Origin of the sequence: Methylobacillus draconifructus, assembly GCF_045984385.1 — a bacterium.
Lineage (GTDB): Bacteria > Pseudomonadota > Gammaproteobacteria > Burkholderiales > Methylophilaceae > Methylobacillus > Methylobacillus flagellatus_A.
The window spans coordinates 17,870-44,705 of sequence record NZ_JBJQIJ010000001.1 but is presented as its reverse complement, the minus strand read 5'-3'; the positions used below and the strand labels follow the sequence as shown (position 1 = coordinate 44,705).

Genomic DNA, 26,836 nt, shown 5'->3' with positions numbered 1-26,836 from the left:
AGGACTCGACCCCTGCCCCGCCAACATGAAGCTTTATGTCTCGTTTGCTGCCCGCATACGCGCGATGATTGATGAAGGCGTATTGCGGCCCGGCGACAAGATTTTCTCGGTGCGGCAAGCGAGCCAGAAATACGGCCTGAGCATCAGTACCGTCCTGCGCGGCTATCTGCTGCTGGAACAGGAAGGCATCATCAGCAGCCATCCTCAGTCCGGCTACTACGTCACGCCGCGCAAGCGCCTGCAGCAACGCAACCCGTCGCCGCTGTCCAAGGACATCGACCTGTCCGAGGTCGATGCGAGCAAGCTGGTGCTTACCACGCTCAAGTCCATCCGCGAGTTCGGCACCGTGCCGCTGGGCTCGCCCTTCCCGGACCCGCAACTATTCCCGCTCAAGAAGATCCACCAGTACGAAAAAGCCCTGACCGACGATGAAGGCGAATGGGGCGTACTGAGCGACCTGCCGCCCGGCAACGAAATGCTGCGCCAGCAGATTGCACGCCGCTACCTGGCTATCGGCATGGACGTTTCGCCCGACGACATCGTCATCACCCACGGCGCTACCGAGGCCATTACGCTATGCCTGCAGGCCGTCGCCAAGGCCGGCGACGTCATTGCGCTGGAATCCCCGGGCTATTACGCCTTGGCCCATACCGTGGAGCGCCTGGGCATGCAGGTAGCCGAGCTGCGTACCGACCCGGATTCCGGCATCGACCTGGATGCATTGCGCGCCACCACCGACAATGTGCGCATTGCCGCCGTGGTGCTCACCGCCAACTTCCAGAACCCGCTGGGCTTCGTCATGCCGGACCAAAAGAAGCAGGCACTGGTGGAATTCCTCGAAGACCGGCAGATTCCGCTGATCGAGGATGACGTCTACGGCGAGCTGTACTTCAGCGAAACGGCGCCCAGGCCTGCCAAGGCGTTCGACCGCTCCGGGCTGGTGCTGCATTGCTCGTCGTTCTCGAAATCCCTGGCGCCTGGCTACCGCGTCGGCTGGACCGTGGCCGGACGCTACCGGCAGGAAGTGGAGCGCCTGATGTTCCTCAATAGCCTGTCGCTGCCCTCCGCGCCGCAGATCGCGATTGCGAAATTCATGCAGCGCGACAGCTTCGAACAGCACCTCAAGCAATTGCGGCATACCCTGCGCTCGCAGTATGTGCTGATCCGCAATGTGATAGAGGAAAGCTTCCCCGCCGGCACGCAGCTTTCGGAGCCCAAAGGGGGATATGTGATCTGGGTCAGGCTGCCCGCGCAACTGGATGCGCTCATGCTCTACCGCGCCGCCATCGACAACGGCATCACCGTCGCGCCGGGAACGATCTTCTCGCGCAAGAAAGACCTGACCCACTATATCCGGCTCAATTTCAGCCACTTATGGACATTGGCGATAGAACAGGCGGTCAGGGAGGTGGGCGCATTGGCCTGCGGGATGCTAGCAACCGGCAGGCATGATTAAGAGCAACTGACCAAACGCAATGCCGTACCACGTCACTACACCTTTGGCAGGTTTTGCTGCGCCTAGCGCTAGGTTGCCAGCCGTCAGCAACAGCGTTTGACGCCATCCCATTTCTGCTGCTGCCAAGCTTTGAAGAATTCTTCCCGGGTAAGGGGCGGCTCCTGGTGGCCGTGCCGTTCCTGGTTGGCGGCGTACAGCGACAAATAGCGTTCATAAGCATCATCTCCCGACACCTGGCGCAGGAAGCGCCAGGCCCGGTCAACCGCTTGCTGGCATGCCTGCCACATCAATCGCGCACCCAGGCAGTATCCAGCTTGGTCTGGATATAAGCCGACTCGACGGAAGGACGTACCGGCTTGCCGCTCAGGCTGCGGTAACTCACGCGCAGCATGTCGACGATCACGGTCCATAGCACCGCCACGAAAAACAAGGTCAGCACCGCATCAAGCTGCTGGTTGAATATCAGCTGCGGCGCCACGGCAGCCTTCTCGGGAGGCAGTACTCCCGCTGCGAGCTTTGCCGACATATCGTTGGCCGCCGCTATGAAGCCGACGCGGACGTCCGTACTGGTGATCTTTTCCCAGGCGGCCGTGGTGGTGACCACCACCAGCCAGCCCAGCGGCAAGCCGGTCACCCAGGCATACTTGAGCTTGCCGGACTTGATGAGGATGCCCGTGCCTACCGACAACGCGATCGCCGCCAGCATCTGGTTGGAAATGCCGAACAACGGCCAGAGGATATTCACCCCGCCGTTCGGGTCGATCACGCCGATGTAGAGGAAATAGCCCCAGCCTGCCACGACAATGGCACTGGTGAGCAATACCGATGGATACCAAGAAGTCTGGCCGATCCTGGGCCAGAAATTACCCAGCATGTCCTGCAGCATGAACCGGCCCACGCGGGTGCCGGCATCCAGCGTCGTGAGGATGAAGATCGCCTCGAACATGATGGCGAAGTGGTACCAGAGCGCGAGCAAGTGCTCGCCGAACGCGCTGCCGAAGATGCTGGCCATGCCTACCGCGAGCGAAGGCGCGCCGCCGGTACGGGCGAACAAGGTCGATTCCCCCATCTGGCGCGCCAGGGTTTCCATCTGCTCCACCGTGACAGGAAAACCCCAGCTGGATATGACCGCCACGGCATCTGACGCTTCCTTGCCCACCAGGCCGGCCGGACTGTTGATCGCGAAGAAAACGCCTGGGTCGAGCACCGTTGCCGCGATCATCGCCATGATCGCGACGAACGACTCCAGCAGCATGGCGCCATAGCCTATCATGCGGATGTCCGACTCGTTGGCGATCAGCTTGGGCGTGGTGCCTGAAGCGATCAAGGCATGAAAGCCGGATACCGCGCCGCAGGCGATGGTGATGAAGACGAACGGGAACAAGGCCCCGCCGAAAATCGGCCCGCTGCCGTCGATGAACTGGGTCAATGCCGGCATCTTCACCTCGGGCTGCAGTAGGATGATGGCCACCGCCAGCAGGAAAATGGTGCCCAGTTTCATGAAGGTGGAAAGGTAATCGCGCGGCGCCAGCAACAGCCACACCGGCAGGATGGCAGCGGCAAAGCCGTAGGCGATCACCCACCAGGCCAGCGTGAGCCCGTCATGGTTGAACAGGCTACCCAGATAGGGGTGGTGGTCGATATAGCCGCCGCCGAACACCGAGAGCAGCAGCAACGCCACGCCGAGCACCGAGGCTTCAAGCACGCGGCCCGGCCGCAAGTGGCGCATATAGAGGCCGACGATCATCGCGATCGGTATCGTGGCCGCCACAGTCGAGGTCGCCCAGGGGCTATGCTTCATGGCATTGACCACCACCAGCCCGAGCACCGCAATCAGGATCACCATGATGGTGAACGTCCCCACCAGCGCGGCAAAACCGCCGATCGGCCCCAGCTCCTCACGCGCCATCTGGCCCAGGCTGCGGCCGTTGCGCCGCGTCGACAGGAATAGGGTCACCATGTCCTGCACCGCGCCGCCCAGCACCGCGCCCACCAATATCCATAGAGTGCCAGGCAGGTAACCAAACTGCGCCGCCAGCGTCGGCCCGACCAGCGGACCCGGGCCTGCGATCGCGGCGAAATGATGGCCGAACACCACCCACTTGTTGGTCGGCACATAATCGCGGCCGTTATCCAGGCGTTCCGCCGGCGTCGCCCGGCTGGCATCCACCATCAGGACACGGGCGGCAATCCAGGCCGCATAGAAGCGGTAGGCGATCGCGAACACACAGACCGCCGCCGCCACGAACCACAAGGCGTTGATGCTTTCGCCGCGATGCAGGGCGATCCCTCCCACCGCAGAGGCCCCGACGACGGCGACCAGGAGCCAGATCAAGTATTGCAAGGTTTTATTCATTTAGGTTTATGATGTCTCCCAATAATGCCCGCCAGTATAAAACCAAATCCGCAGGCTGAGCGCATGAACAGATTCTGAAAAACCGGCCGGAACAGATATTGCTAGCATATATTCTGCAGTCTGCATCCAAACCAACAATATTGAGAGATAAGCATGAAATTCACCTGTATCAGCTTTCTGACCTTGCTGGCCTTGAGCCTGCCTGTAATAGCGGCACCGGACGACGCGCCGCCGATCGAAACCACGACCGCGAACGGCGACAAAATATTGCTGCATCCCAACGGCAAGTGGGAATATGTGGACAAGGTGAAAAAGGCCGAAGCGGACAAGGTAGCCAAGCAATACCCGGAAAACCAGGGCTGTCCTCCCGGCACCCAGGGCGGCTTGTTGGGCCTCGGCCGCTGCATCCCCCCTGGAGACAAGGATTTCAACCGCGGCTCCATGAGTGGCAAAGGCCGCTGAATCCGAACCCGGGTAGCCCATCTGTTGGCTGCCCCGCTCGCCCTAACCTTGCGCAGTATTGTATGCTAGACATTCAATGCCCCAGCCCAAGCGAGGTTCATCCTGCAAGCCCCAAGCCGTCCTTTACGATTGTTCAGCGAGCTTTGGCCGTTATTGCGGCCATACCGCTGGCAAATCCTGCTCGCATTCTGTTTGCTCAGCCTGGCTTCCGCCATCCTGCTGCTGGTGCCTTGGGCGTTCCGCGACCTGATCGACCAAGGGTTCAGCACGGATTCCGCCACCACGCAGAGCGTGCAGGACATCAACCGGCATTTCGTTTTTATCTGCGGCCTGGTGATTGCCTGGGCCTTGATCGTGGCGTGCCGCTATTTCATCGTTTCCTGGATAGGCGAGCGCGTCACCGCCGACCTGCGATCTCTAGTATATGAGCGAGTGCTCACCCAGTCGCCGCAATTCTTCGAGACCTTGCAGACGGGCGAGGTGCTGTCCCGCCTGACCGCGGACACCACCTTGATCCAGACCGTCGTCGGCAGCTCAATCTCCCTGGGCCTGCGCAGCCTGTTCCAGTTCATCGGCGGCATGGTCATGCTCGCGGTCACGAGTTGGTACCTATTCAGCCTCAATCTCGGACTCATGCTGTTGCTGACGCTGCCGATCATGCTGATTGGCAGATCGGTAAAGAAACTGTCGCGGGAATCCCAGGACCGCATTGCAGACAGCTCGGCCATGGCCGGGGAGATACTCAATGCCATGCCGACGGTGCAATCCTTCGCCCAGGAACCCCGCGAAAACCAGCGTTTCCGGCACAGCGTGGAAACCAGTTTCAAGGCTGCCGTCCGCCGCATCCGCGTGCGTGCGTTCCTGGCCGCGTTCGTCATTGCGGGCATCAGTGCGGCGATCATCTTCGTCTTATGGCTAGGGGCGCACCAGGTCACGCAAGGCGAGCTTTCTGGCGGCGAACTTGCCTCCTTCATCCTCTATGCGGCCCTGGTTGCCAGCAGCGTCAGCACCATTGCAGAGGTATGGGGGGACATCATGCGCGCAGCTGGGGCGACAGAGCGCCTGCTCGAACTGCTGAACAGCGAGCCTACGATCCGCAACCCGTCAACGCCAATGGCGCTGGGCACCACCAGCACGGCGAGCGTCAAGTTCGAGAAAGTGAGTTTTTACTATCCCGCAAAACCTGGTCAGGCAGCGCTTGACCAAATCTCGCTTGAGGTCAACGCAGGCGAAACCGTCGCCCTGGTGGGCCCGTCGGGTGCGGGCAAGACCACCCTGTTCCAGCTCCTGCTGCGGTTTTACGATATTCATGAAGGAGCTATTAAAATCAATGGGCAGGACATCCGCAGCCTCTCGCTCAGCACTTTGAGGAACATGATTGCCATCGTGCCGCAGGACCCGGTAATCTTTTCCGCCAATGCGCTGGAGAACATCCGCTACGGCAGGCCTGACGCCAGCGATGAAGAGATAAAGCGCGCAGCCCAGGCGGCGCAAGCCCATGAATTCATCGAACGCCTGCCGCAGGGATACGCCACTTTCCTGGGAGAGCGCGGCACCCGGCTTTCCGGCGGCCAGCGCCAACGCGTTGCCATCGCCCGCGCCATTCTCAAGAACGCGCCTATCCTGTTGCTCGATGAAGCGACCAGCGCCCTGGACGCGGAATCGGAAACCCTGGTGCAGCAAGGCCTGGATTCGGCCATGCACGGCAGGACCACCCTGGTGATCGCGCACCGCCTCGCTACCATACAGAATGCCGACCGCGTCGTGGTGCTGGAACATGGCCGCATCATCGAAACCGGGACGCCGAATGAATTGCGGCAGCAATCGGGACTTTACAGCCGTCTCGCCAAGCTTCAACTGGATATCCAGCCATAGACATGCACCGCGATAAAGCGGCTTCTTGCGCAAATGCACTACAAACGTGCAATTGGCTGCCGATAATGCAGGTTCCATGGCGGCACCATGCGACTCGCGGGTAAAAACCATCGTGCTCACAGCCTTGACAAGACAGTGAACGGCCGTCTTCCAACACCTATCCAGCCCCCACCGTATCCGCACTATCACCAGGCGCTAACACCTTGGACTGCGCAACCATCGTCGCGCAATCATTTAACCCCGGCATATTTTTTGCTGCATCACCACTGGATGCACTACGCCATCGGCGGCGTGGTTCATTCACCGTAGCGCAATATTCCGCAGAGATTGACGATTAGGACAACGGCGTCCACTCCAGGTATTCCTTTTTTAAGAGGGGTATCAGGAGTGGGCGCTTTTTTTATTTTTAAAGAGGTGTAACGTATGGCTTATCTCCTACCTTCAGAGTTCGTGACCAAAATGGTCGATGCCGGCGAGTCGAAGATATTCATGTCGACCCGCGATACCGTGATCCGGGCCTATATGGCTGGCGCCATCCTGGCGCTGGCCGCCGTGTTTGCCGTGACGGCCTCGGTGCAGACCGGCTATCCGCTGATCGGCGCCATCCTGTTCCCGGTGGGGTTCGTCATGCTCTACCTGCTAGGCTTCGACCTGCTCACCGGCGTGTTCGTGCTCACGCCCCTGGCCCTGATCGACAAGCGCCCAGGCGTCACCATCAAAGGCATTTTGCGCAACTGGGGGCTGGTATTCGTCGGCAATTTCCTCGGCGCGTTCACGGTGGCGGTGTTCATGGCCATCGTCTTTACCTATGGTTTCGCAGCCGAGCCGGACAAGGTGGGTACCATCATCGCCGGCATAGGCGAGAAACGTACGCTGGGCTATGCCGAGTTCGGCGCGGCCGGCATGCTGACGGTATTCATCCGCGCCGTCATGTGCAACTGGATGGTATCCACCGGGGTGGTCGGCGCCATGATTTCCACCAGCGTTTCCGGCAAGGTGATTGCGATGTGGATGCCCATCATGGTGTTCTTCGCCATGGGCTTCGAGCACTCTATCGTCAACATGTTCCTCTTCCCTTCGGCCCTCATCATGGGCGGCAACTTCTCCATCATGGATTACCTGATCTGGAACGAACTGCCCGTCGTGCTCGGCAACCTGGTCGGGGGATTGGCGTTCACCGGGCTGACCCTGTATTCCACTCACGTCAGAACAGCGCCGAAACGCAGCATTGGTTGATATAGCGACGGACTACGGCGCTCTTCATCTCAGCCGTAGTCCCAACATATGCGCATGAACAATACGCTCGCTATTTCCGTCGGCCAGCATTCCGACCGGGGACGCAAGGACATCAACCAGGATTTCCATGGCGCCTGCATCCCGCAAGGCCACCAGCTCATTACCAAGGGCATCGTGGTCGCGTTGGCCGACGGCATCAGCAGCAGCGCCGTCAGCCAGGTCGCCAGCGAATCCGTGATCCGGAACCTGCTCAGCGACTATTACTGCACCTCCGATGCGTGGAGCGTCAAGCATGCCGTGCAGTGCGTATTGAGCGCGGTCAATTCCTGGCTGCATGCCCAGACCCGGCGCAGCCAATACCGCTATGACAGTGACAAGGGCTATGTCTGCACGCTCAGCGCCCTGGTGGTCAAATCCGGCCAGGCCCACCTCTTTCATATCGGCGACACGCGCATCTACAGGCTCAGCGGCCAAGCGCTCGAACAGCTCACCGAGGATCACAGGGTCGCCTTCAATGCAGAGCAGAGCTACCTGAGCCGGGCATTGGGCATAGGCCCGCAGGTCGAGATCGACTACCTGTGCATGCCGGTGGAGGAAGGGGACATCTTCGTGCTGGCCTCGGACGGCGTGTACGAACATACGGACGCGCAATGCGTCGCCGCCGCCATCGCCAGCAACGCGAATGATCTAGACGCTGCTGCGAGGCGGATCGTGGAAGAGGCCCTTGAACGCGGCAGCCGGGACAACCTGACGATACAGATTGTCAGGATAGACCGCCTTGACCAGCATCGGCCCGGCCTGCTCTTGCAGTACCCGAGCCTGCCAGCGCCCTTGCTGGAAGCACGGATGGATTTCGACGGTTACCATATCGTCAGGGAACTGCACCACAGCCACCGCAGCCACCTCTACCTGGCGATCGACAGCGATACCGGCCAGCAGGTTGCGCTCAAGACGCTATCTACCGACCTGAGTGCAAACGCGGCGCAGCTAAACCGCTTCGCGCTCGAAGAATGGGTGGCGCGGCGCATCAACAGCGCGCACGTGCTGAAACCGTGCCAGCGCGGACGCAAACCCCATTATCTGTATGTCGCCATGGAGTTCATCGAAGGCATTACCCTCGCGCAATGGATGAGGGACAACCCCAGACCGGGCCTGGAAACGGTGCGCGGTATCATTGAGCAAGTTGCCAAGGGCCTGCAGGCCTTTCATCGCGCCGAGATGCTGCACCGGGATTTGCGGCCGGAAAACATCATGATAGACCGGCATGGCGTCGTCAAAATCATCGACTTCGGCGCAGTCTGGGTCGCAGGCCTTGAGGAATGCAATGCGCCGGAAGCCCTTCCAGTTCCGGGCGCCGTTCAGTACATGGCGCCCGAATACTTCCTCGGCGATGCCGCTTCGGCGCTTTCAGACCAGTTCTCCCTGGGCGTCATCGCCTACCAGATGCTCACAGGCAAGCTGCCCTACGGCGCCCAGGCCGCCAGAATCAAGACCCGCGCGCAACTGCAGCGCCTGTCCTATATTTCCGCCATCGACGGGCACAGCAGCATTCCCTCATGGATAGACGACGCGCTGGCGAGAGCAGTGCACCCGGAACCGGAAAAACGCTACCCTGTCTTGTCGGAATTCATCCATGACCTGAGACACCCCAACCGGCAATTCCTCGACAGGCACAGGGGCGGGCTAGTGGAGAAGAATCCTCTCCTGTTCTGGAAGACGACCAGCCTGCTATTATTGCTGCTCGTCGTCGTCCTGCTCTACATCATCAAACTCTCCTGAACCTGCATGCATCCAGAGAAATCAAGGTTCCAGGAAGAAACTTGCTGCTCTGCAGTTGCCTTAGCCGATTGATCAACCATCGTTGAACCAGCAACCGCCATGCTGTTGCGCATAATTTTTGCTACCGGATTTAGATATGAAAGACATTTCTCCCGACCAAACCATCATCCTGGCCAAGATACGGCATGTCGAAGAGCTCGAGCGGCTGTCGATATGCACCGTGTTTGTCGAGACCATCGGCCTGATCATCCACCAGATCCAGGCCGAGCGCGGCGCAAGCTGCCTGTACCTGGCTTCGGCTGGCCAGCGTTTCGGCAAGGAGCGCAGCGAGATCATCGAGCAGAACCAGGGCCTGGAGGTGAAATTCCGCGAGGCGTTGCAGCGCCACCTGGACCATAACAGCATGGCCGACGCCAAGCAGCTCACCCTGATTTCGTGGATATTGCTGGGCTTCGACCAACTGAAATCGCTACGCCACCAGGTGACGCTACACAAGATTTCATTTCCCGATTGCATACAATCGTTCAACCGCTTTATCGGCAGCCTGATTTCGCTGATCTTCGACATCACCGACAATGCCGTCAACAGCAAGATCTCCACTTATCTGCTCGCGCTCTACAACCTGGTGCAGGGCAAGGAGTTTGCCGGGCAGGAACGCGCCGTAGGCTCCTATATGTTCGGCTCCGGCCATGTGCAGCAGGAACACCAGCACAAGCTGCTGGAGCTGGTTGCCTTGCAGGACAGGCATTTCGAGCTGTTCTGCCAATTCGGCGGCAGCCCGTTGCAAAAGTCATGGGCGGCTTCGATGGATACCAGCATCCACCATCGGCACCGGCAATACCGCAACAAGCTCACCCATGCGCAGGACGGCCAAGCCGTGAAAACGCACGATGGGGACGAATGGTTCGAGCTCTGCAGCCAACGCCTCACCGATATCTGGCATATCCAGTGCCAGCTCATCAAGGGCATGCATGGCATGCTGGAGACATTGATCCACGAGGCGAAGAGCGACTTGGACAAGACCCGCCAGTACCTGCAGAAAGTGCGCAGCCAGCCGGCCCATGCCACCACGCTGGATAGCGCCTTCTTCAACCTCTCCATCCCGGTGGAAAACGCCTATACCTTCCTCGCGCACGACAACCAGCACTCCTATCCCATGGAGTCCATCGTCTCGCTGCTGCAGCAGCAATCGCAGCAGATTGCCGAGATTGAGAACGAACTGTCGGAAACCAAGAAAGCGCTGGCGGAGAGGAAACAGATCGAGCGCGCCAAGGGCCTGCTCATGAGCAAGCGCGGCATCAGCGAGGTAGAGGCCTACAAAATCATGCGCAGCACCGCCATGGAACAGAATCGCAAAATCATCGATGTGGCGGACAACATTCTCGCCAAGCAAAACTCCCTATCGTGATGGCAGTGAACCTCTGGTGCAACCGCACTCAGGTGGTGCAAACCGGCATCGCTGGCCGGATTCAACAAAACTCCCTCCCCAGGTAAATATCCTTACAAAACAATCGCGTTTTGAAATAAAGCTTCCCTGGCACAGCATTTGCTAATCCCTGATTAACAACGGCAGCCAATGGCGGTTGTCATTGTTTAAGCGGCATCCGCAGCAATACCTGGCGCCGCGATGCGCTACCCAGCAGCCCGCAGGGCTTTGAAGGCCAAGGACAAAGGCGTCCTGGTTGCAGACAACATAACGTCTGCAACCAGGACGCCTTTTTTGTTTTGGCGCTTACAGGCGATGGCAGCTTGATACCAGGAAAAAAGAAGGCCCGTCGGGCAGGACGGGCCGGTACTACCGTTACCCCATCTGAGAAAAGGAGCAACCCATGCAAAGTAATTCGAGATTCATGATCCGTCAAGCCTGTTATGGCGGCTTGCTGGGGCTGGCGCTCACTGCCGCAGCCCAGGCGGAAGAGGCCGCGCCGGAATATACCTTCATGGATGCCGTCAAGGCCGGCAAGAACCTGACCAGCTTCCGCCTGCGTTACGAACATGTGGAACAGGACGGCAACGCCCCCAGCGGCCGGCCGCTCAAGGATGCCAATGGCATAACGCTGCGCAGCCTGGTCGGCTGGCAGACCGCGCCATATCACGATTTCAGTTTTGCCGGACAGATCATCGACGTCAGCAAATTCAAGGACGATTTCAACGACAGCACCAACGGCACATTGATCAACAGCGTCTCCAACCAGCCCGGCAAGCTTGACTACGCCAAGATCGTCGATCCTGACGATACCGACATCAACCAGTTGTATGTCGACTGGACCGGCATCAAGAACAACCGCGTGCGTATCGGCCGCCAGCAGATCAACCTGGACAACGTGCGCTTCATCGGCGATATCGCCTTCCGCCAGGTCATGCAGGTGTTCGACGGCGTCACCGTGCTGAACAAGTCGTTGCCCGATACTGAAATCTATGTCGGCCATATCGAGCGCGTGAAACAGATCACCACCAAGCTGCGCTCCGACGGCGCGCTGGAAATCGTCAACCTGAAATACCGGATTTCGCCGACCGCATCCGTGACGGGTTACGGCTATTTCTCCAGCTTCGACGATCTCGGTTTTGGCCGCGCGTGGTTTGGCAACGCCGCAGGGACGGGCGGCATTGCCGCCGGCAAGAACGGCAACATCAACCAGGAAGCCGACCAGGGCAACAAGACCCTGGGCATACGGCTGGACGGCGCGCATGCCTTCACGCCCCACTGGAAAGGCCTTTACACGGCGGAATACGCCAAGCAGACCGATTACAGCGGCGGCGACTCCCGTATCGATGCCCACTACTACAAGCTGGGCGGCGGCGCGGCCTATGGCAATTTCTCGCTGCGCGCCGACCAGGAGCTGCTGTCCAGCAACAACGGACGTTACGCCTTCCAGACCCCGTTCGGCACCAACCACCTATTCCAGGGCTGGGTGGACAAATTCCTCACCACGCCGTTGGAAGGCATCAAGGATACGTTCGTCACCGCGACCTACAAGATCGGCGACTTCCTGTTCTTTGCCGATTATCACGTCATTAAGTCGGATGACCGCTTCAATACCGTGGGCGGGGGTTTCGGCGACCAATACGGAACGGAATGGAATGCCGCCGTCACCTATAACGTCAACGCGCACCTGATGACCAAGCTCGAATACGGCAAGTATTCCGAGAGGGACCAATACACCGCCTTGCCAGGCAACAATGCCGCGGGCCGGGTGCGCGATACGGAAAAACTCTGGCTCACCATGATGTACACCTTCTGATAGAGGCGAAAAAATGTCAGGAAAAGTTTATTTGATAGGCGCAGGACCCGGCGACCCGGAGCTCGTAACGTTGAAGGCGGTCAAGGCCATGCAGCAGGCCGAAGTTATCCTCGTGGACGACCTGGTCAACCGTGAAATCCTCCAACATGCGCCGCAAGCACGCGTCATCGAGGTCGGCAAGCGCGGCGGCTGCAAGTCAACGCCGCAACACTTCATCAACCGCATGATGGCGGCATTGGCGGAGCAAGGCCAGACCGTTGCCAGGCTGAAAGGCGGCGACCCCTTCCTGTTCGGCCGCGGCGGCGAGGAAATGCTGGAACTGCGGGCCGCAGGCATCGAGGTGGAGATGATTCCCGGCATAACGAGCGGCATCGCCGTGCCAGCTGCCTTGGGCATCCCGGTCACCCATCGCGCCTACACGCACGGCGTGAGCTTCGTCACCGGCCACCTGCAGGACGGCGGGAGCGGGCAGAACTGGAAAGCCCTGGCCGAAAGCGGCACCACCCTGGTGATCTATATGGGAATGAAACAGCTCGCCAGCATCACCAGCGAGCTGCTGGCAAGCGGCATGTCCCCCGATACGCCGGCGGCGGCGATCCAGAACGGTTCGCTCCCCCAGCAGCAGCATGTCACCAGCACATTGTCATTGCTGACGGCGGCAGTACAGCAGGAAGGCCTCGCCAGCCCCGCCATTATCGTGATTGGCGACGTGGTCAGGCTGGCCCACGGCAAGGAGTTGCTGCAATCCCTTTCAATCGCGGCATGAACAGAGACGACATCATCGCGTGGCCAGGTGCAGTTCCGGTCAGCGCGCTCCCCAATCCACTACTCAAGGAAATATCATGAAAAAAAGTTTCTGGCAGGCAGGACACAAACCGACCCTGTTCTCTGCTTTTCTCTATTTCGACCTCAGTTTCATGGTCTGGGTGCTGCTTGGCCCCTTGGCCGTGCAGATTGCCGCCGACCTGGCCCTGACCCCGGCGCAAAAAGGCATAATGGTGGCCACGCCGGTATTGACGGGCGCCCTGCTGCGCCTGGTCATGGGCGTGCTGGTCGACCAGATCCAGCCGAAGATGGCAGGCCTGATTGGCCAGCTTATCGTGATCGCCGCATTGGCCTTCGCCTGGCTGAACGGCATTCACAGTTATCAGCAGACCCTGATCCTGGGCGTATTCCTCGGGGTTGCGGGCGCATCCTTTGCCGTGGCACTGCCGCTGGCTTCACGCTGGTACCCGCCCGAGCACCAGGGCACCGCGCTTGGAATCGCGGGCGCTGGCAACTCCGGCACCGCGCTGGCTGCGCTGTTCGCCCCCGGGCTGGCGCTGGTATTCGGCTGGAACAATGTGTTCGGCCTCGCTTTGATTCCACTCGTGATCACACTCGTGCTCTATACGATGCTCGCCAAGGACGCGCCCAACCCGCCTGAATCAAAGTCGCTCACCGAATACCTCAAGGTACTGCAGGACAAGGATGCCTGGTGGTTCATGTTTTTCTATAGCGTGACCTTCGGCGGCTTTGTCGGCATGGCCTCTTCGCTCACCATCTACTTCAACGACCAGTACGGCCTCGACCCGGTGCATGCGGGCTATTTCACCGCGGCCTGCGTCTTCGCCGGCTCCTTGGTGCGCCCGATTGGCGGCAACCTGGCCGACCGGATCGGCGGTATCCGCACCCTGAGCGCCATGTACATCCTCGCTGCCGCCTTCCTGTTCATCCTCAGCTTTGGCTTGAGCCAGCAACTGGCAGGCCTGGCCGTCGTGGTGCTGGCGATGATCGCCCTGGGGATGGGCAATGGCGCGGTATTCCAACTCGTGCCGCAGCGCTTCCGCAAGGAGATCGGCGTGATGACCGGCCTGATCGGCATGGCAGGCGGCATCGGCGGCTTCTACCTGGCTTCCAGCCTGGGATACTCCAAGCAGATTACCGGCAACTACCAGCTCGGCCTGGCCATGTTCGCCAGCCTGGCGGTCGTCGCCCTGTTCGGCCTGACCATGGTCAAGGAGCGCTGGCGCACCACCTGGGGCTCCGCCGCCGTCACCAGCGCCAGGGTATAGTAGAACCGCATGGCGCTGGAATTCACCACGGGCTCGAGCTCGGTCACCGGGCAGCGCGAACGCAACGAGGATTTTGCGGGCATGGTGACGCCTGCCGGCGCCATCCTCAATGTCAAGGGCGCCGTCTTTGCCGTGGCCGACGGCGTCAGCGGCAATGCCGGCGGACGCGAAGCCGCCGAAATGACCGTGCGCAGCCTGCTGACGGACTACTACGCCACCCCCGACACCTGGGAAATCCCGGCAGCATTGGACAAGGTGATCACAGCGGCCAACCGCTGGCTGCTTGCGCAGGCCTCGCAGCACCGTGAAATGGCAGGCATGGCGACGACCCTGTCGCTCCTGGTATTGCGCGGCCAGCGCTATTATTCAGGACATGTGGGCGACAGCCGCCTGTACCGCCTGCGCGCGGGCAAACTGGAGCTGCTTACCGCCGATCATGTCTGGGACAGGCCGGATATGCGCCACGTGCTCAAGCGCGCCGTCGGCCTGGATCAGCAGCTCAACGTGGACTATGCGGAAGGCGGCATACAGGCCGGCGATGTCTACGCATTGATGACCGATGGCGTCTGGGCCGCCTTGGAGCAGCAAGTCATCCACCATATTCTGGGCCTGTACGACCATCCGCAACGCATCTGCGACGAACTCACGCGCCTGGCCCTGGCAGCTGGAGGCAACGATAACGCCACGGCAGTGGCGGTACGCGTTATCAAGCCAGGCAAGGAAACGCTCACCGACCACCTGGCCGAAGGCCGCCAGCTTGCATTGCCTCCCAAGCTCAAGGCTGGCGATCATCTCGACGACTTCGAGATCGTGGAGCTCTTGCACCAATCCCGCGCCAGCCTGGTATACAAAGTCAGGCACCGCCAGAGCGGCCAGCTATGGGTGCTGAAAACCCTGCAGCCCTTATTGGCTGAGGACCGCCAGAGCTGCCAGGCCCTGCTCAACGAAGAGTGGCTCGCCAAGCGCATCATGTCGCAATACCTGCCCCAGGTGCTGCCGCTCGATGCCGGCCAGCGCAGCAAGCTGTATTACGTAATGAGCTGGCACGAAGGTGCTACCCTGCAATACCGCCTGCAACACGGGCACCACTTCACCACGGCCGGCATCACGCGGATCGGGATAGAGATGCTGCGCGGGATCGGCGCCCTGCACCGGCTGCATATCCTGCACCGCGACATCAAGCCCGCCAACCTGCATATTGGCAAGGACGGCCGCTTGCGCATCCTTGATCTCGGCGTCGCCTCCAGCGGCAACCACCTGCAGGATGACTCCATGTCCAACCCCGGCACCCCCAGCTTCATGGCGCCGGAATTGTTCGAGACCCAGCAAGCAGCCTCGGTGCGCAGCGACCTCTTTGCGGCGGGGGTCACGCTCTACCACCTGCTGACGCGCAAATATCCTTACGGCGAGATCGAGCCGTTCCAGCATCCGCGCTTCGGCGAGCCCGTGCCGCCCACCCGCTACCGTCCCGACATCCCCGGCTGGCTGGAAAACATCATCCTCAAGGCCGTGGCACGCAACCCGGCCTCCCGCTTTGAAACCGCGGAGGAAATGCTGCTGGCGTTGGAAGTCGGTGAAATCCGCCCTATCCTGCCGGTACAGCGCACCCCGCTGTTCGCGCGGGCGCGCCTGCAGCAATGGCAGTGGCTGGCGGTATGCTCGCTGCTCGCCAATGTGATCCTGGTCTACCTGTTGTTCATTTCCTAGCAACACACTACCTTTGAGCGAATCCGCCCCGCTATCCAGATGAAAATACTTCCTATTATTGAAAGATCAATTCTGGTGCAATCGTTTTTAATCGGCGTCATTAACGTGCGCCGTCCTGATTCATCCTGCATATGCTGACGCCTCTCCAAAATGAATGGCTGCCCATATCGGATGACAAGAAAATCCATATGGAAAAATGGGTTACACGATTTTCTCGGGTTTGTGGCTACGGCATAAACCATGTTGGCATGCCCATTGCTTATCTGGTAGCAAATCTCGTTCATTGACGATGAGTATTTTTAGCAGGAGGGTTTCCGTAGTCAGGAAATCCTTTTGTGGACAACGGCGTCCATAGCTTGCTTACGCACTGCCCCTGGCAGTCGCTGCGCAAGCCATGGACGCCGTTTTTGTTTTTGGGCTTACGCAACAGCAACGCATGACCATGGAAAGACGAGTGCCATAGGCCGGCGTGCTTGCACCTGATGGGAAACACTACGATGAATGAATATACCCGCATAGTGGTCGTCGGCAACGGCATGGTCGGCCACTACTTTGTACAGGAGCTGGTTAAGCGCCATCCTGACCTCGCCGCAGCAAACCTGCAAGTGACAGTGCTGGGCGAAGAACCGCGCCCTGCTTATGACCGCGTGCATCTTTCCAGCTTCTTCTCGGGCAGCACGGCTGAAGACCTTTCATTGGTCGAGCCCGGTTTCTATGACCGCCCCGGCCTGCAATTGCGCCTGAACGCCCGCGTCAGCCACATCGACCGCCACCAGCATAGCGTCAGCCTGACCGACGGCACCGTGCTGCCATACGACAAGCTGGTATTGGCTACCGGCTCCGTGCCTTTCGTGCCTCCCGTGCCCGGGCGCGACCGCGAGAATTGCTTCGTCTACCGCACCATCGAAGACCTGGAAGCCATGACCGCGGCAGGCGCCACCGCCAGGAGCGGCGTCGTGGTCGGCGGTGGCCTGCTAGGCCTGGAATGTGCCAAGGCCCTGCGCGACATGGGCCTGGAGACCCACGTGGTGGAATTCGCCCCGCGCCTGATGGCGGTGCAGGTGGACGAGAGCGGCGGCCGAGTGCTGCTCACCAAGATCGAGGAACTCGGCGTGCATGTGCACACCAGCCGCAACACGGTCAACATCACCGACGGCGCCACTGCCCGCCACCGCATGGTGTTCTTCGACGAAACCTGGCTCGAGACCGACATGATTGTCTTTTCTGCCGGCATCCGTCCCCGCGACGAGCTAGCCCGCGAATCCGGCCTCGCGATCGGCGCGCGCGGCGGTATCGCGATTGACGAGTTCTGCCGCTCCAGCGACCACGACATCTATGCGATTGGCGAATGCGCAAGCTGGAACGGGCAGATGTACGGCCTGGTCGCCCCTGGCTACGACATGGCGCGCATCGCCTGCGCCCATCTTGCCGGCGATGCCGCCGCGGTTTTCCAGGGTGCCGACATGAGCACCAAGCTCAAGCTCATGGGCGTAGATGTCGCCAGCGTCGGCGATGCGCATGGCGAAACCCACGGCGCGCGCAGCTACCAATACCTGGATGAAGTCCGCAATATCTACAAGAAGATCGTCGTCAGCGAGGACGGCAAGAAACTGCTCGGCGCGGTGCTGATCGGCAATGCCGATGAGTACGGCACCCTGCAGCAAATGACGGTCAATGCAATGCCCTTGCCGGAAAACCCCGAATTCCTCATCCTGCCTGCCAGCGACGGCAAGGAAAAACCCGGCCTGGGCGTGGATGCCCTGCCCGACAGTGCCGTCATGTGCTCGTGCAACAACGTCACCAAGGGCCAGATCGGCGAGACGGTGGCCAATGGCGCCTGCTCCATCGGCGAGATCAAAGCCTGCACCCAGGCAGGGACTTCCTGCGGCGGCTGCGTGCCGCTGGTCACGCAAGTGATGAAGGCGCAAATGGTCAAGCTCGGCATGACAGTGAACAACCACTTATGCGAACACTTCCCCTACTCGCGCCAGGAGCTTTACCACCTGGTGCGCGTGGGCCAGATCAGGACCTTCGACGAACTGCTGGAAAAACACGGCAAGGGCCTGGGCTGCGACATCTGCAAGCCCACCGCCGCCAGCATCCTCGCCTCCTGCTGGAACGACTTCATCCTCAAGAAGGACTTGGCCTCGCTACAGGACTCCAACGACTATTTCCTCGGCAATATCCAGAAGGACGGCAGCTACTCGGTCGTGCCGCGCATGCCCGGCGGCGAGGTCACGCCCGACGGGCTGATCGCCATCGGCAATATCGCCAAGAAATACGGCCTCTACACCAAGGTCACCGGCGGCGCGCGCGTGGACATGTTCGGCGCGCGCGTCGAGCAATTGCCCAATATCTGGGAAGAACTCATCGCCGCAGGCTTTGAATCCGGCCACGCCTACGGCAAGTCGCTGCGCACCGTGAAGAGTTGCGTCGGCTCCACCTGGTGCCGCTACGGCGTGGACGACAGCGTGGGCCTCGCCGTGCAGCTGGAGAACCGCTACAAGGGCCTGCGCGCGCCGCACAAGATCAAGTTCGGCGTCTCGGGCTGCACGCGCGAATGCGCCGAGGCGCAAGGCAAGGACGTTGGCGTGATCGCCACCGAGAACGGCTGGAATCTCTATGTCTGCGGCAACGGCGGCATGAAGCCGCGCCATGCCGAACTGCTCGCGAGCGACCTGAGCAAGCAAGAGCTGGTGCGCATGATAGACCGCTTCCTGATGTTCTACATCCGCACCGCCGACCGCCTACAACGCACCAGCACCTGGCGCGACAACCTCGAGGGCGGCCTGGACTACCTCAAGGACGTCATCATCAACGATTCGCTGGGCCTGGGCGCGGAACTGGAAGCGCAGATGCAACATGTGGTGGACAACTACCAGGACGAATGGAAGACCGCTGTCACCGACCCCGAAGTGCGCAAGCGCTTCCGCAGCTTCGTCAACAGCATGGCTGGCGACGCCAATATCGTCTTCGTCAAGGAACGCGAGCAAATGCGCCCCGCCACACCACAGGAAAAACAGCAGGCGAAGGTCATTCCCATCCTCGCACTTGCCGAGTAACCAACGGAGCAAACCCATGAGCCAATTACAACAAACCGCTTCATCCAGGAACACAATCGAGCAAATGTCCATGTCCGCCGGTATGGAAGGGGCATGGCAGCCGGTCTGCGCGCTGGAGGACATCTGGCCCGACACGGGCGTATGCGCCTTGGTGGAAGGGCATCAAGTCGCGATTTTCCGCATGAAGGGCGACGTGCTGTACGCCATCGACAACCATGATCCGCACAGCGGCGCCAACGTGCTCTCGCGCGGCATCGTCGGCGACCTGGGCGGCGAGCCGGTCGTCGCGTCGCCCATCTACAAGCACCATTACCAGTTGCGCACCGGCATCTGCGTGGAAAACGCCGCCACCCGCTTGACTACCTACCCTGTGGAGTTGCGCGATGGCGCAGTCTGGGTGCAGGCCTAGGCCGGAACGGAACCAGCAAGCGATGGCAACGCAAGTCAAATCGGTCTGCCCTTATTGCGGCGTCGGCTGCGGCATTGTCATGGAAGTCGAGGACGAGCGCATCGTCAAGGTCGCGGGAGACAAGCAGCACCCGGCCAATTACGGCCGCCTATGCACCAAGGGCAGCACCTGCGCGCAGGCGATCACGGCTTCGGGACGGCTGGAGCATGCCTACCTGCGCCGGCAGCGCAATGCCGAGCCCGCACGCATCGGCATGGACCAGGCCATCAAGGAATCCGCGCGCCGCCTGCGCGCCATCATAGACGAACACGGCCCCGATGCCGTTGCGCTCTATGTCTCGGGGCAGATGTCGATCGAGTCGCAATACCTCGCCAACAAACTGGTCAAGGGCTATATCGGCAGCAACAACATCGAGTCCAACTCCAGGCTATGCATGGCTAGTGCTGGAAGTGGGTACAAACTTTCACTGGGAGCCGACGGCCCGCCCGGCTCCTATCAGGATTTCGACCAGGCCGACCTGTTCTTCGTCACCGGCGCCAATATGGCGGACTGCCATCCCATCCTGTTCCTGCGCATGATGGACAGGGTCAAGGCCGGCGCCAGGCTGATCGTGGTCGATCCCCGTCGCAACGCCACGGCGGAAAAGGCCCACCTCTTCATGCAAATCAGGCCCGGCACCGATATGGCCTTGCTCAACGGCCTGCTGCACTTGCTGCACAAGCACGGCCATACCGACCCGGACTTCATCGCCAGCTTCACCGAAGGCTGGGAAGCCATGCCGGCATTCCTCGACGACTATCCGCCTGAAAAAGTGTCCGAGATTACCGGCATACCGGAAGCCGACATCCGCCAGGCCGCCGGGTGGATAGGCCAGGCAAAAAACTGGATGAGCTGCTGGACCATGGGGCTCAACCAGAGCACGCACGGCACCTGGCACACCAACGCCATCTGCAACCTGCACCTCGCCACCGGCGCGATCTGCCGCCCCGGCAGCGGGCCCTTCTCGCTCACCGGCCAGCCCAACGCCATGGGCGGCCGCGAAATGGGCTACATGGGGCCAGGCCTGCCCGGACAACGCTCGGTGCTGGCGGAACAGGACCGCGCCTTCATCGAGAACCTCTGGGATGTTCCCGCAGGCACCCTGCATACCCGTTCGGCGGGCGGCACCGTCGCCATGTTCGAGCAGATGGCCGCGGGCAAGATCAAGGCTTGCTGGATCATCTGCACCAATCCGGTCGCGAGCGTCGCCAACCGCAAGAACGTCATTGCCGCACTGGAGCGCGCGGAACTCGTCATCACCCAGGACGCCTACCTCGATACGGAAACCAACCGCTATGCCGACATCCTGCTGCCCGGCACGCTCTGGGCCGAAGCAGAAGGCGTGATGATCAACTCGGAACGCAACATGACGCTGATGCGGCAGGCCGTGCCGCCGCCGGGAGAAGCCATGCCCGACTGGCAGATCATCGCCAGCATCGCCTGCGAAATGGGCTATGCCGAAGGCTTCAGCTACTCCTCTGCCGCCGAGGTGTTCGATGAAATCCGCCGTGCCTCCAACCCCAAGACCGGCTACGACATCCGCGGCGTGAGCCACCAGCGCCTGCGCGCAACCCCCGTGCAATGGCCTTGCGCGCCGGATGATGCGCAAGACCGCCACCCTATCCGCTATCTCAATGACGGCATCAGCCAGCAGATTAAAATGCAGGAGGACGGCGAGCGTCCGCGCATCGCCTTCGCCACCGAAAGCGGCAAGGGCATGTTCTTTGCCCGGCCCTGGCTGCCGCCTGCGGAAATGCCGGACCAGGACTTTCCTGTTGTCCTCAACACCGGCCGCCTGCAGCACCAATGGCATACCCTGACCAAGACCGGCAAGATCCCCACCCTGAACAAGCTCAACCCGGGGCCGTTCGTCGAGTTGCATCCCGAAGACGCAGCCAGTCTCGGCATCCGGGACCAGGACCGGGTCGCAATCCGCTCGTGCCGAGGATCAGCGGTATTGCCGGCAGTAGTCACCACGCGCGTCCGTCCCGGCAATTGCTTCGCGCCATTCCACTGGAACGACGTCTTCGGCGACGACCTGGCGATCAATGCCGTCACCAGCGATGCCATAGACCCATTGTCGCAACAACCCGAATTCAAGTTCAGCGCCGTCGCCCTCGCCAGAGTGGAAAGTCCCGCCCAGAACGCGCTGGACGCAGCTGCCGAGACAAGCGGCAACACGCGGGCAAGCATAAGCAACACGAAGGAAATGGCCATGAGAGATATTGACGCACTGGCACAACTGCTCGGCCTTGACGACATCCCTGCCGTCAAGCTGGAACCGGTGGAACAGCTCTACCTGCAAGGGTACCTGACCGGATTGCGCAGCGACGCTTCGCGCCAGGCGGGCGGCGTGCCTACGCTGCCGCCAACCGCCCCATTGCCGCCGGAGAAAAAAACCCTGGTCGACGGCATGCTGGCCGGATTGTTCTCCCGCACCTGGATTGCGCCTGGCAGCCTGCCAGCCGAGCGCGATCATGATGCCCCTTCCCAGCCTGCCGTTCATATCCTCTGGGCATCGCAAACCGGCAACGCCGAAATCTTCGCCAGCCAGTGTGCCGCCAGGCTGCAGGCGGAGGGCTGGCAAACCGTGCTCAGCAGCATGGACGAGGTCAAGCCTGCCAGCCTGGCAGAGGCCGGCCATGCCATTCTGCTGGCCAGTACTTTCGGCGATGGCGACCCGCCCGACAACGGCAGCCAGTTCTGGGCCGCATTGCAGACGGAAAACACGGCATTATCCGGCCTGCAATACGCCGTGCTGGCCTTGGGCGACTCCAACTACGGCCAGTTCTGCGGCTTCGGCCGCAAGCTCGACGCCAGGCTGGCCGCGCTGGGCGCAACGCCTTTCACCGCACGCACCGATTGCGAACCGGACTATGAAGCCGCCGCGCAGGCCTGGCTCAACCACGTCACCAGCGCGCTCGCGAGCCGGAAATCCACCCGGCAATCCACGGCACGGCAGCTAGCGCTCGCAGGCGGCATGCCCGCCGGAGAGGAGGACAACAGCACCCCGGCAACAGCGCCAGCCTATAGCCGACAGCATCCCCTGCACGCCAGACTGGCGGTAAACCAACGCCTGAGCAGCGACAGCTCTGAAAAAGAAGTGCGCCAATTCGTCTTTGACCTCAACGATAGCGGGCTCAGCTATGAAGCGGGCGATGCGCTGGGCGTCTGGCCGAGCAACGACCCGGCGTTGGTGGGCGACATGCTCGCGGCGCTGCAACTCTCCCCGGCCACGGTGGTGCAAGTGCAGGACCGCGGCGAAATGACGCTAGTGGAAGCCTTGTCGCATCACTACGAAATCGCGCGCATCACCCCGGAAATATTGCAATTCATCAATGCCCGCGCCGGCAATGCCGAGCTCGCCGCCTTGCTCGGGACACAGGACGAACTCAAGCAATGGCTTTGGGGCAAGCAGCCCATAGACCTGCTGCATGCCTATCCCATCCAGGCGGAAGCCGCGGAGTGGCTGACGGTATTGAAGCGCCTGCAGCCGCGCCTCTACTCGATCTCATCCAGCCCCCGGGCATTTGCCGACCAGGTGCACCTGACGGTGTCGATCGTGCGCTACGGCCAACATGGCACCGCACGCGGCGGCGTCTGCTCCACCTTTCTCGCCGACCGGGCGGCAGGGCAGGCTGTGCCCATCTTCCTAAAGAAATCGGCGCATTTCCGCGTGCCCAGGAACCCGGATACTCCCTTGGTCATGGTCGGCCCCGGCACCGGCATCGCGCCGTTCCGCGCCTTCCTGCAGGAGCGCCAGGCTACGGGCGCCACCGGGAAAAACTGGCTGTTCTTCGGCGAGCAGCACGCCGATACGGATTTCTATTACCGCGACGAACTCGCCGCGATGCAGCAGGCGGGCGTCCTGCATCGCTTGGACACGGCGTTCTCGCGCGATCAGCAGGAGAAAATCTACGTGCAGCACCGCATGTTGGAACATGGCGCGGAACTGTGGCAATGGCTGGAGCAAGGCGCGCATTTCTGCGTCTGCGGCGATGCCAGCCGCATGGCGCGCGACGTGGATGTGGCACTCAAGCAGGTCGTGCAGGCCCATGGCAACATGAGCGCAGAAGCCGCCGCGCAATACATCGCCAAGATGGCGCAGGACAAGCGCTATGTGCGGGATGTGTATTAGATTGCAACATTGAATGAGATGTTTGGCTAGCGTCTGTAACCGGATCGCCAGCTCAGGCTTATTGGCCGCCTCATCTGTCATGCTGAACATGAATCTCGCTGCCCTAAATCTCACCAGCCCCGGAACCAACCCTCTAGGTGCATGTCAGTCCTGACAATGGCACAATTGCGCATTACAAATAATTACAAATCCGGAGATCATGACATGAAACACTTTCTGCTTGCCGCAGCGCTTGGCAGCATATTGGCGGTGCCTGCCTGGGCGGAAGAGCCAACCACCCCGCAGCATGCGACCACTGCCGAGGGTGAGCGCATCATTCTCAACGAAGACGGCAGCTGGCGTTATGCCGACCAGGAGAAAACCCAGCCGAGGAAATCCGCCAAGGACTGCCCGCCCGGATCGCAAGGCGGCTGGTTCGGCACCCGCTGCATCCCGCCAGGCGACAAGGACTTCAACCGTGGCTCCCTCAGCGGCAAGGGGCGCTAGGAGAGGCTAACCAGGACCGTTACGCCAAGTTTTGCAGGCGCTTTTAATAGCGATACGGCCCCTAAAGCAACCCGCGTTCAGAAAATGACACGATCTGGTTGCCGGCCACGACAAAATGGTCGAGCACGCGGATATCGATCAGGTTGAGTGCGGCCTTCAATGCCTGGGTCAAATCACGGTCGGCCTGACTGGGCTCGGCGACGCCGGAAGGGTGGTTGTGCGCGAATATCATGGCCGCGGCGTTGTGGCGCAAGGCGCACTTGACGACTTCGCGCGGGTATACGCTGGTCTGGGCCAGCGTGCCGCTGAACAGCTCCTCGATCGCCAGCACCCTGTGTTGCGAATCAAGAAAAATCCCCATGAACACCTCGCGCGGCAGAGCGCCGATCCTCAAACTCAAATACTGCCGCACCGCCTGGGGCGAAGTCAGCACATCGCGCCCCTGCATCTGCTCCAGCAGCGCCCGGCGGCTCATTTCGAAAATCGCCTGCAACTGCACGAACTTGCTCACGCCCATGCCATGCACCTGGCAAATCTCATCGACACTGGCCGCGAAAATGCCATTGAGGCTGGAAAACCGCGTGAGCAGATCGCGCGCCAAGTCTACCGCGCTCTTGCCGGCCACGCCCGTGCGCAGGAAAATCGCCAGCAGCTCGGCATCTGAAAGCGCCATCGCCCCCGCCGCCAACACCTTCTCCCGGGGCCGCTCCCCCTCGGGCCAATCAGTAATCGCCACGCTTCAGCCTTTCATATAAAATCAAGCAACTCTATATCGCAGTTTTGCTGCACCCGCACATTTCCTGATGAGCCATTATTCCATAAAAAAACTCTTGCTCGGCGTTACGGGCGGCATTGCTGCCTATAAGGCGGCAGAGTTGGTCAGGCTGCTGGTCAAGCAGGACATAGAAGTGCAGGTGGTCATGACGCCGGCGGCGACGCAATTCGTCACCCCGATGACCTTCCAGGCGCTCTCTGGCAAACCGGTCTATACCGATCTATGGCAGCCGGACAATGGCAATGGCATGGCGCATATCGACCTGTCCCGCCAGGTGGATGCCGTCCTGGTGGCGCCCGCCAGCGCGGATTTTCTCGCCAAGCTGGTGCATGGCGCCGCGGACGACCTGCTCTCCACGCTTTGCCTGGCCCGCGACTGCAAACTGCTGGTCGCTCCCGCGATGAACCAGCAAATGTGGAACAATCCGGCCACCCAGCGCAATATCCGCCAATTGCAGCACGACGGTATCAGCATCCTGGGGCCCGCCAGCGGCTCCCAAGCCTGTGGCGAGACCGGCCCCGGCCGCATGCTTGAGCCAGAAGAACTGGTGGAGCGCTTACTCTCCAGCTCCCAGCCCAAACTCTTTGCCGGCAGGCGCATCCTCATCACCGCCGGGCCAACGCAGGAAAGCATAGACCCGGTTCGCGTCATTACCAATCACAGCTCGGGCAAGATGGGCTACAGCATTGCCCGCGCAGCTATCGAGATGGGGGCGGAAGTGACTTTGGTGAGCGGCCCGGTCGCATTACAGGCCCCTTCTGGCGCCAACACCATTCCTGTCACCAGCGCCCAGGAAATGCTCGCTGCCGTCGAGGCCAACATGAAGAGCCAGGACATCTTCATCTCGGTCGCGGCCGTCGCGGATTACCGTCCCGTCAAGGCAAGCCAGCATAAGATCAAGAAAAGCGCAGCGCCACTCACCATCACGCTGGAAGCCAACCCGGATATCCTCGCCACCGTGGCCTCACGCCCCGATGCGCCATTCTGCGTCGGCTTTGCCGCCGAAAGCGAGAACCTGCTGCAATATGCCGACGAAAAACGCCGCAGGAAGCGTCTGCCATTGATCGCAGCCAATATCGCCAGCGAAGCATTGGGACAAGACCAGAGCAGCTTGGTATTGCTTGATGACGAGGGAGCGCATCCCCTGCCGCAGGCGCCCAAGCTCATGCTGGCGCGTAGCCTGTTGCAACATATCGCGGCTATGATGGATAAAAACCGCGTTGGATAAGCCGACCCCAGACAAACCAACCAAGAAAGCACATTCATGAGCCTCAAGATAGACGTCAAGATACTGGATAACCGCTTGCAGCACATGTTACCCAGCTATGCGACGCCAGGTTCCGCAGGCCTGGACCTGCGTGCGTGCATAGAGCATACGCAAACGCTAGCCCCGGGCGAAACCATCATGATCCCCACCGGCATGGCGATCCACCTGGCCGACCCGCACTATGCCGCCCTGATCCTGCCGCGTTCGGGCCTAGGCCACAAGCACGGCATCGTCCTCGGCAACCTAGTCGGCCTGATCGACTCCGACTACCAAGGCCAACTCCTGGTTTCCTGCTGGAACCGCGGCAAGGAAAGTTTCATCCTCAACCCGCTGGAGCGCATCGCCCAATTGGTGATTGTCCCCGTCGTGCAGGCAAGCTTTAATATTGTCGACGACTTTCAGGCCAGCGAACGCGGCGCAGGCGGCTTCGGCAGCACTGGCAGACAATAAGTCCCTGATAAAAATCTTTGAATTCACTTGAAAAGATATCGTT

Annotated in this window: 19 protein-coding genes; 16 read left to right on the top strand and 3 right to left on the bottom strand. The window is 60.9% G+C overall.

Features of this window, described 5'->3' with window-relative positions; genetic code table 11:
* Positions 1-25 precede the first annotated feature (25 nt).
* Positions 26-1,456 carry an aminotransferase-like domain-containing protein gene (locus ACKF11_RS00260; RefSeq protein ID WP_309564228.1) on the top strand — a complete coding sequence of 477 codons (1,431 nt, stop codon included), beginning with the start codon at positions 26-28 and terminating at the stop codon, positions 1,454-1,456.
* 83 nt (positions 1,457-1,539) lie between these two features.
* Here the strand turns inward: ACKF11_RS00260 and ACKF11_RS00255 are convergent, their stop codons facing one another.
* Both ACKF11_RS00255 and ACKF11_RS00250 read right to left on the bottom strand, forming a co-directional pair.
* Entirely contained in the window at positions 1,540-1,743 is a 204-nt protein-coding gene (locus ACKF11_RS00255; protein ID WP_309564227.1) for a CstA-like transporter-associated (seleno)protein, read from the bottom strand.
* Positions 1,743-3,812 carry a carbon starvation CstA family protein gene (locus tag ACKF11_RS00250; RefSeq protein ID WP_407995548.1) on the bottom strand — a complete coding sequence of 690 codons (2,070 nt, stop codon included), beginning with the start codon at positions 3,810-3,812 and terminating at the stop codon, positions 1,743-1,745. The genes ACKF11_RS00255 and ACKF11_RS00250 overlap by 1 nt, the downstream gene beginning before the upstream one ends.
* Before the next feature lie 153 nt (positions 3,813-3,965).
* Between ACKF11_RS00250 and ACKF11_RS00245 the strand changes: the two genes are divergently transcribed.
* The 13 genes from ACKF11_RS00245 (at position 3,966) to ACKF11_RS00185 (ending at position 24,301) form a co-directional block, all read left to right on the top strand.
* Positions 3,966-4,274, top strand: a complete 309-nt coding sequence (locus ACKF11_RS00245; RefSeq protein ID WP_309564225.1) for a hypothetical protein — start codon at positions 3,966-3,968, stop codon at positions 4,272-4,274.
* 129 nt (positions 4,275-4,403) lie between these two features.
* A complete protein-coding gene (locus tag ACKF11_RS00240; RefSeq protein WP_407995547.1) occupies positions 4,404-6,149 on the top strand; it encodes an ABC transporter transmembrane domain-containing protein in 1,746 nt (581 codons plus the stop codon).
* A gap of 423 nt (positions 6,150-6,572) precedes the next feature.
* Complete coding sequence (locus tag ACKF11_RS00235; protein ID WP_309564223.1) at positions 6,573-7,385, top strand: formate/nitrite transporter family protein; 813 nt, start codon at positions 6,573-6,575, stop codon at positions 7,383-7,385.
* Between the two features lie 54 nt (positions 7,386-7,439).
* Positions 7,440-9,164 (top strand): bifunctional protein-serine/threonine kinase/phosphatase, encoded by a 1,725-nt coding sequence (locus ACKF11_RS00230; RefSeq protein WP_407995546.1) that lies wholly within the window; start codon positions 7,440-7,442, stop codon positions 9,162-9,164.
* A gap of 136 nt (positions 9,165-9,300) precedes the next feature.
* Positions 9,301-10,572, top strand: coding sequence for a nitrate- and nitrite sensing domain-containing protein (locus ACKF11_RS00225; RefSeq protein WP_407995545.1), 1,272 nt, complete (start codon positions 9,301-9,303; stop codon positions 10,570-10,572).
* A gap of 421 nt (positions 10,573-10,993) precedes the next feature.
* Complete coding sequence (locus ACKF11_RS00220) at positions 10,994-12,406, top strand: alginate export family protein (RefSeq protein ID WP_407995544.1); 1,413 nt, start codon at positions 10,994-10,996, stop codon at positions 12,404-12,406.
* Positions 12,407-12,419: 13 nt separating this feature from the next.
* A complete protein-coding gene (cobA, locus tag ACKF11_RS00215) occupies positions 12,420-13,172 on the top strand; it encodes a uroporphyrinogen-III C-methyltransferase (RefSeq protein ID WP_407995543.1) in 753 nt (250 codons plus the stop codon).
* Positions 13,173-13,248: 76 nt separating this feature from the next.
* Complete coding sequence (locus tag ACKF11_RS00210; RefSeq protein ID WP_407995542.1) at positions 13,249-14,460, top strand: nitrate/nitrite transporter; 1,212 nt, start codon at positions 13,249-13,251, stop codon at positions 14,458-14,460.
* A gap of 9 nt (positions 14,461-14,469) precedes the next feature.
* The gene (locus ACKF11_RS00205) at positions 14,470-16,167 is read left to right on the top strand and encodes a bifunctional protein-serine/threonine kinase/phosphatase (protein ID WP_407995541.1); all 1,698 of its coding nucleotides are present in this window, start codon (positions 14,470-14,472) and stop codon (positions 16,165-16,167) included.
* Between the two features lie 497 nt (positions 16,168-16,664).
* On the top strand, positions 16,665-19,229 hold the full coding sequence (gene nirB, locus ACKF11_RS00200) for a nitrite reductase large subunit NirB (RefSeq protein ID WP_407995540.1): 2,565 nt from the start codon (positions 16,665-16,667) through the stop codon (positions 19,227-19,229).
* A gap of 16 nt (positions 19,230-19,245) precedes the next feature.
* Complete coding sequence (nirD, locus tag ACKF11_RS00195) at positions 19,246-19,638, top strand: nitrite reductase small subunit NirD (RefSeq protein WP_407995539.1); 393 nt, start codon at positions 19,246-19,248, stop codon at positions 19,636-19,638.
* A gap of 22 nt (positions 19,639-19,660) precedes the next feature.
* The gene (locus ACKF11_RS00190) at positions 19,661-23,815 is read left to right on the top strand and encodes a sulfite reductase subunit alpha (RefSeq protein WP_407995538.1); all 4,155 of its coding nucleotides are present in this window, start codon (positions 19,661-19,663) and stop codon (positions 23,813-23,815) included.
* A gap of 204 nt (positions 23,816-24,019) precedes the next feature.
* Positions 24,020-24,301, top strand: a complete 282-nt coding sequence (locus ACKF11_RS00185) for a hypothetical protein (protein ID WP_309564213.1) — start codon at positions 24,020-24,022, stop codon at positions 24,299-24,301.
* Between the two features lie 61 nt (positions 24,302-24,362).
* Here the strand turns inward: ACKF11_RS00185 and radC are convergent, their stop codons facing one another.
* Positions 24,363-25,037: a RadC family protein gene (radC, locus tag ACKF11_RS00180; RefSeq protein WP_407994586.1), complete on the bottom strand. Its 675-nt coding sequence runs from the start codon at positions 25,035-25,037 to the stop codon at positions 24,363-24,365.
* Positions 25,038-25,104: 67 nt separating this feature from the next.
* Between radC and coaBC the strand changes: the two genes are divergently transcribed.
* Entirely contained in the window at positions 25,105-26,304 is a 1,200-nt protein-coding gene (coaBC, locus tag ACKF11_RS00175; RefSeq protein ID WP_407995537.1) for a bifunctional phosphopantothenoylcysteine decarboxylase/phosphopantothenate--cysteine ligase CoaBC, read from the top strand.
* 36 nt (positions 26,305-26,340) lie between these two features.
* Positions 26,341-26,793, top strand: a complete 453-nt coding sequence (gene dut, locus ACKF11_RS00170; protein ID WP_309564210.1) for a dUTP diphosphatase — start codon at positions 26,341-26,343, stop codon at positions 26,791-26,793.
* The last annotated feature ends 43 nt before the right edge of the window (positions 26,794-26,836 follow it).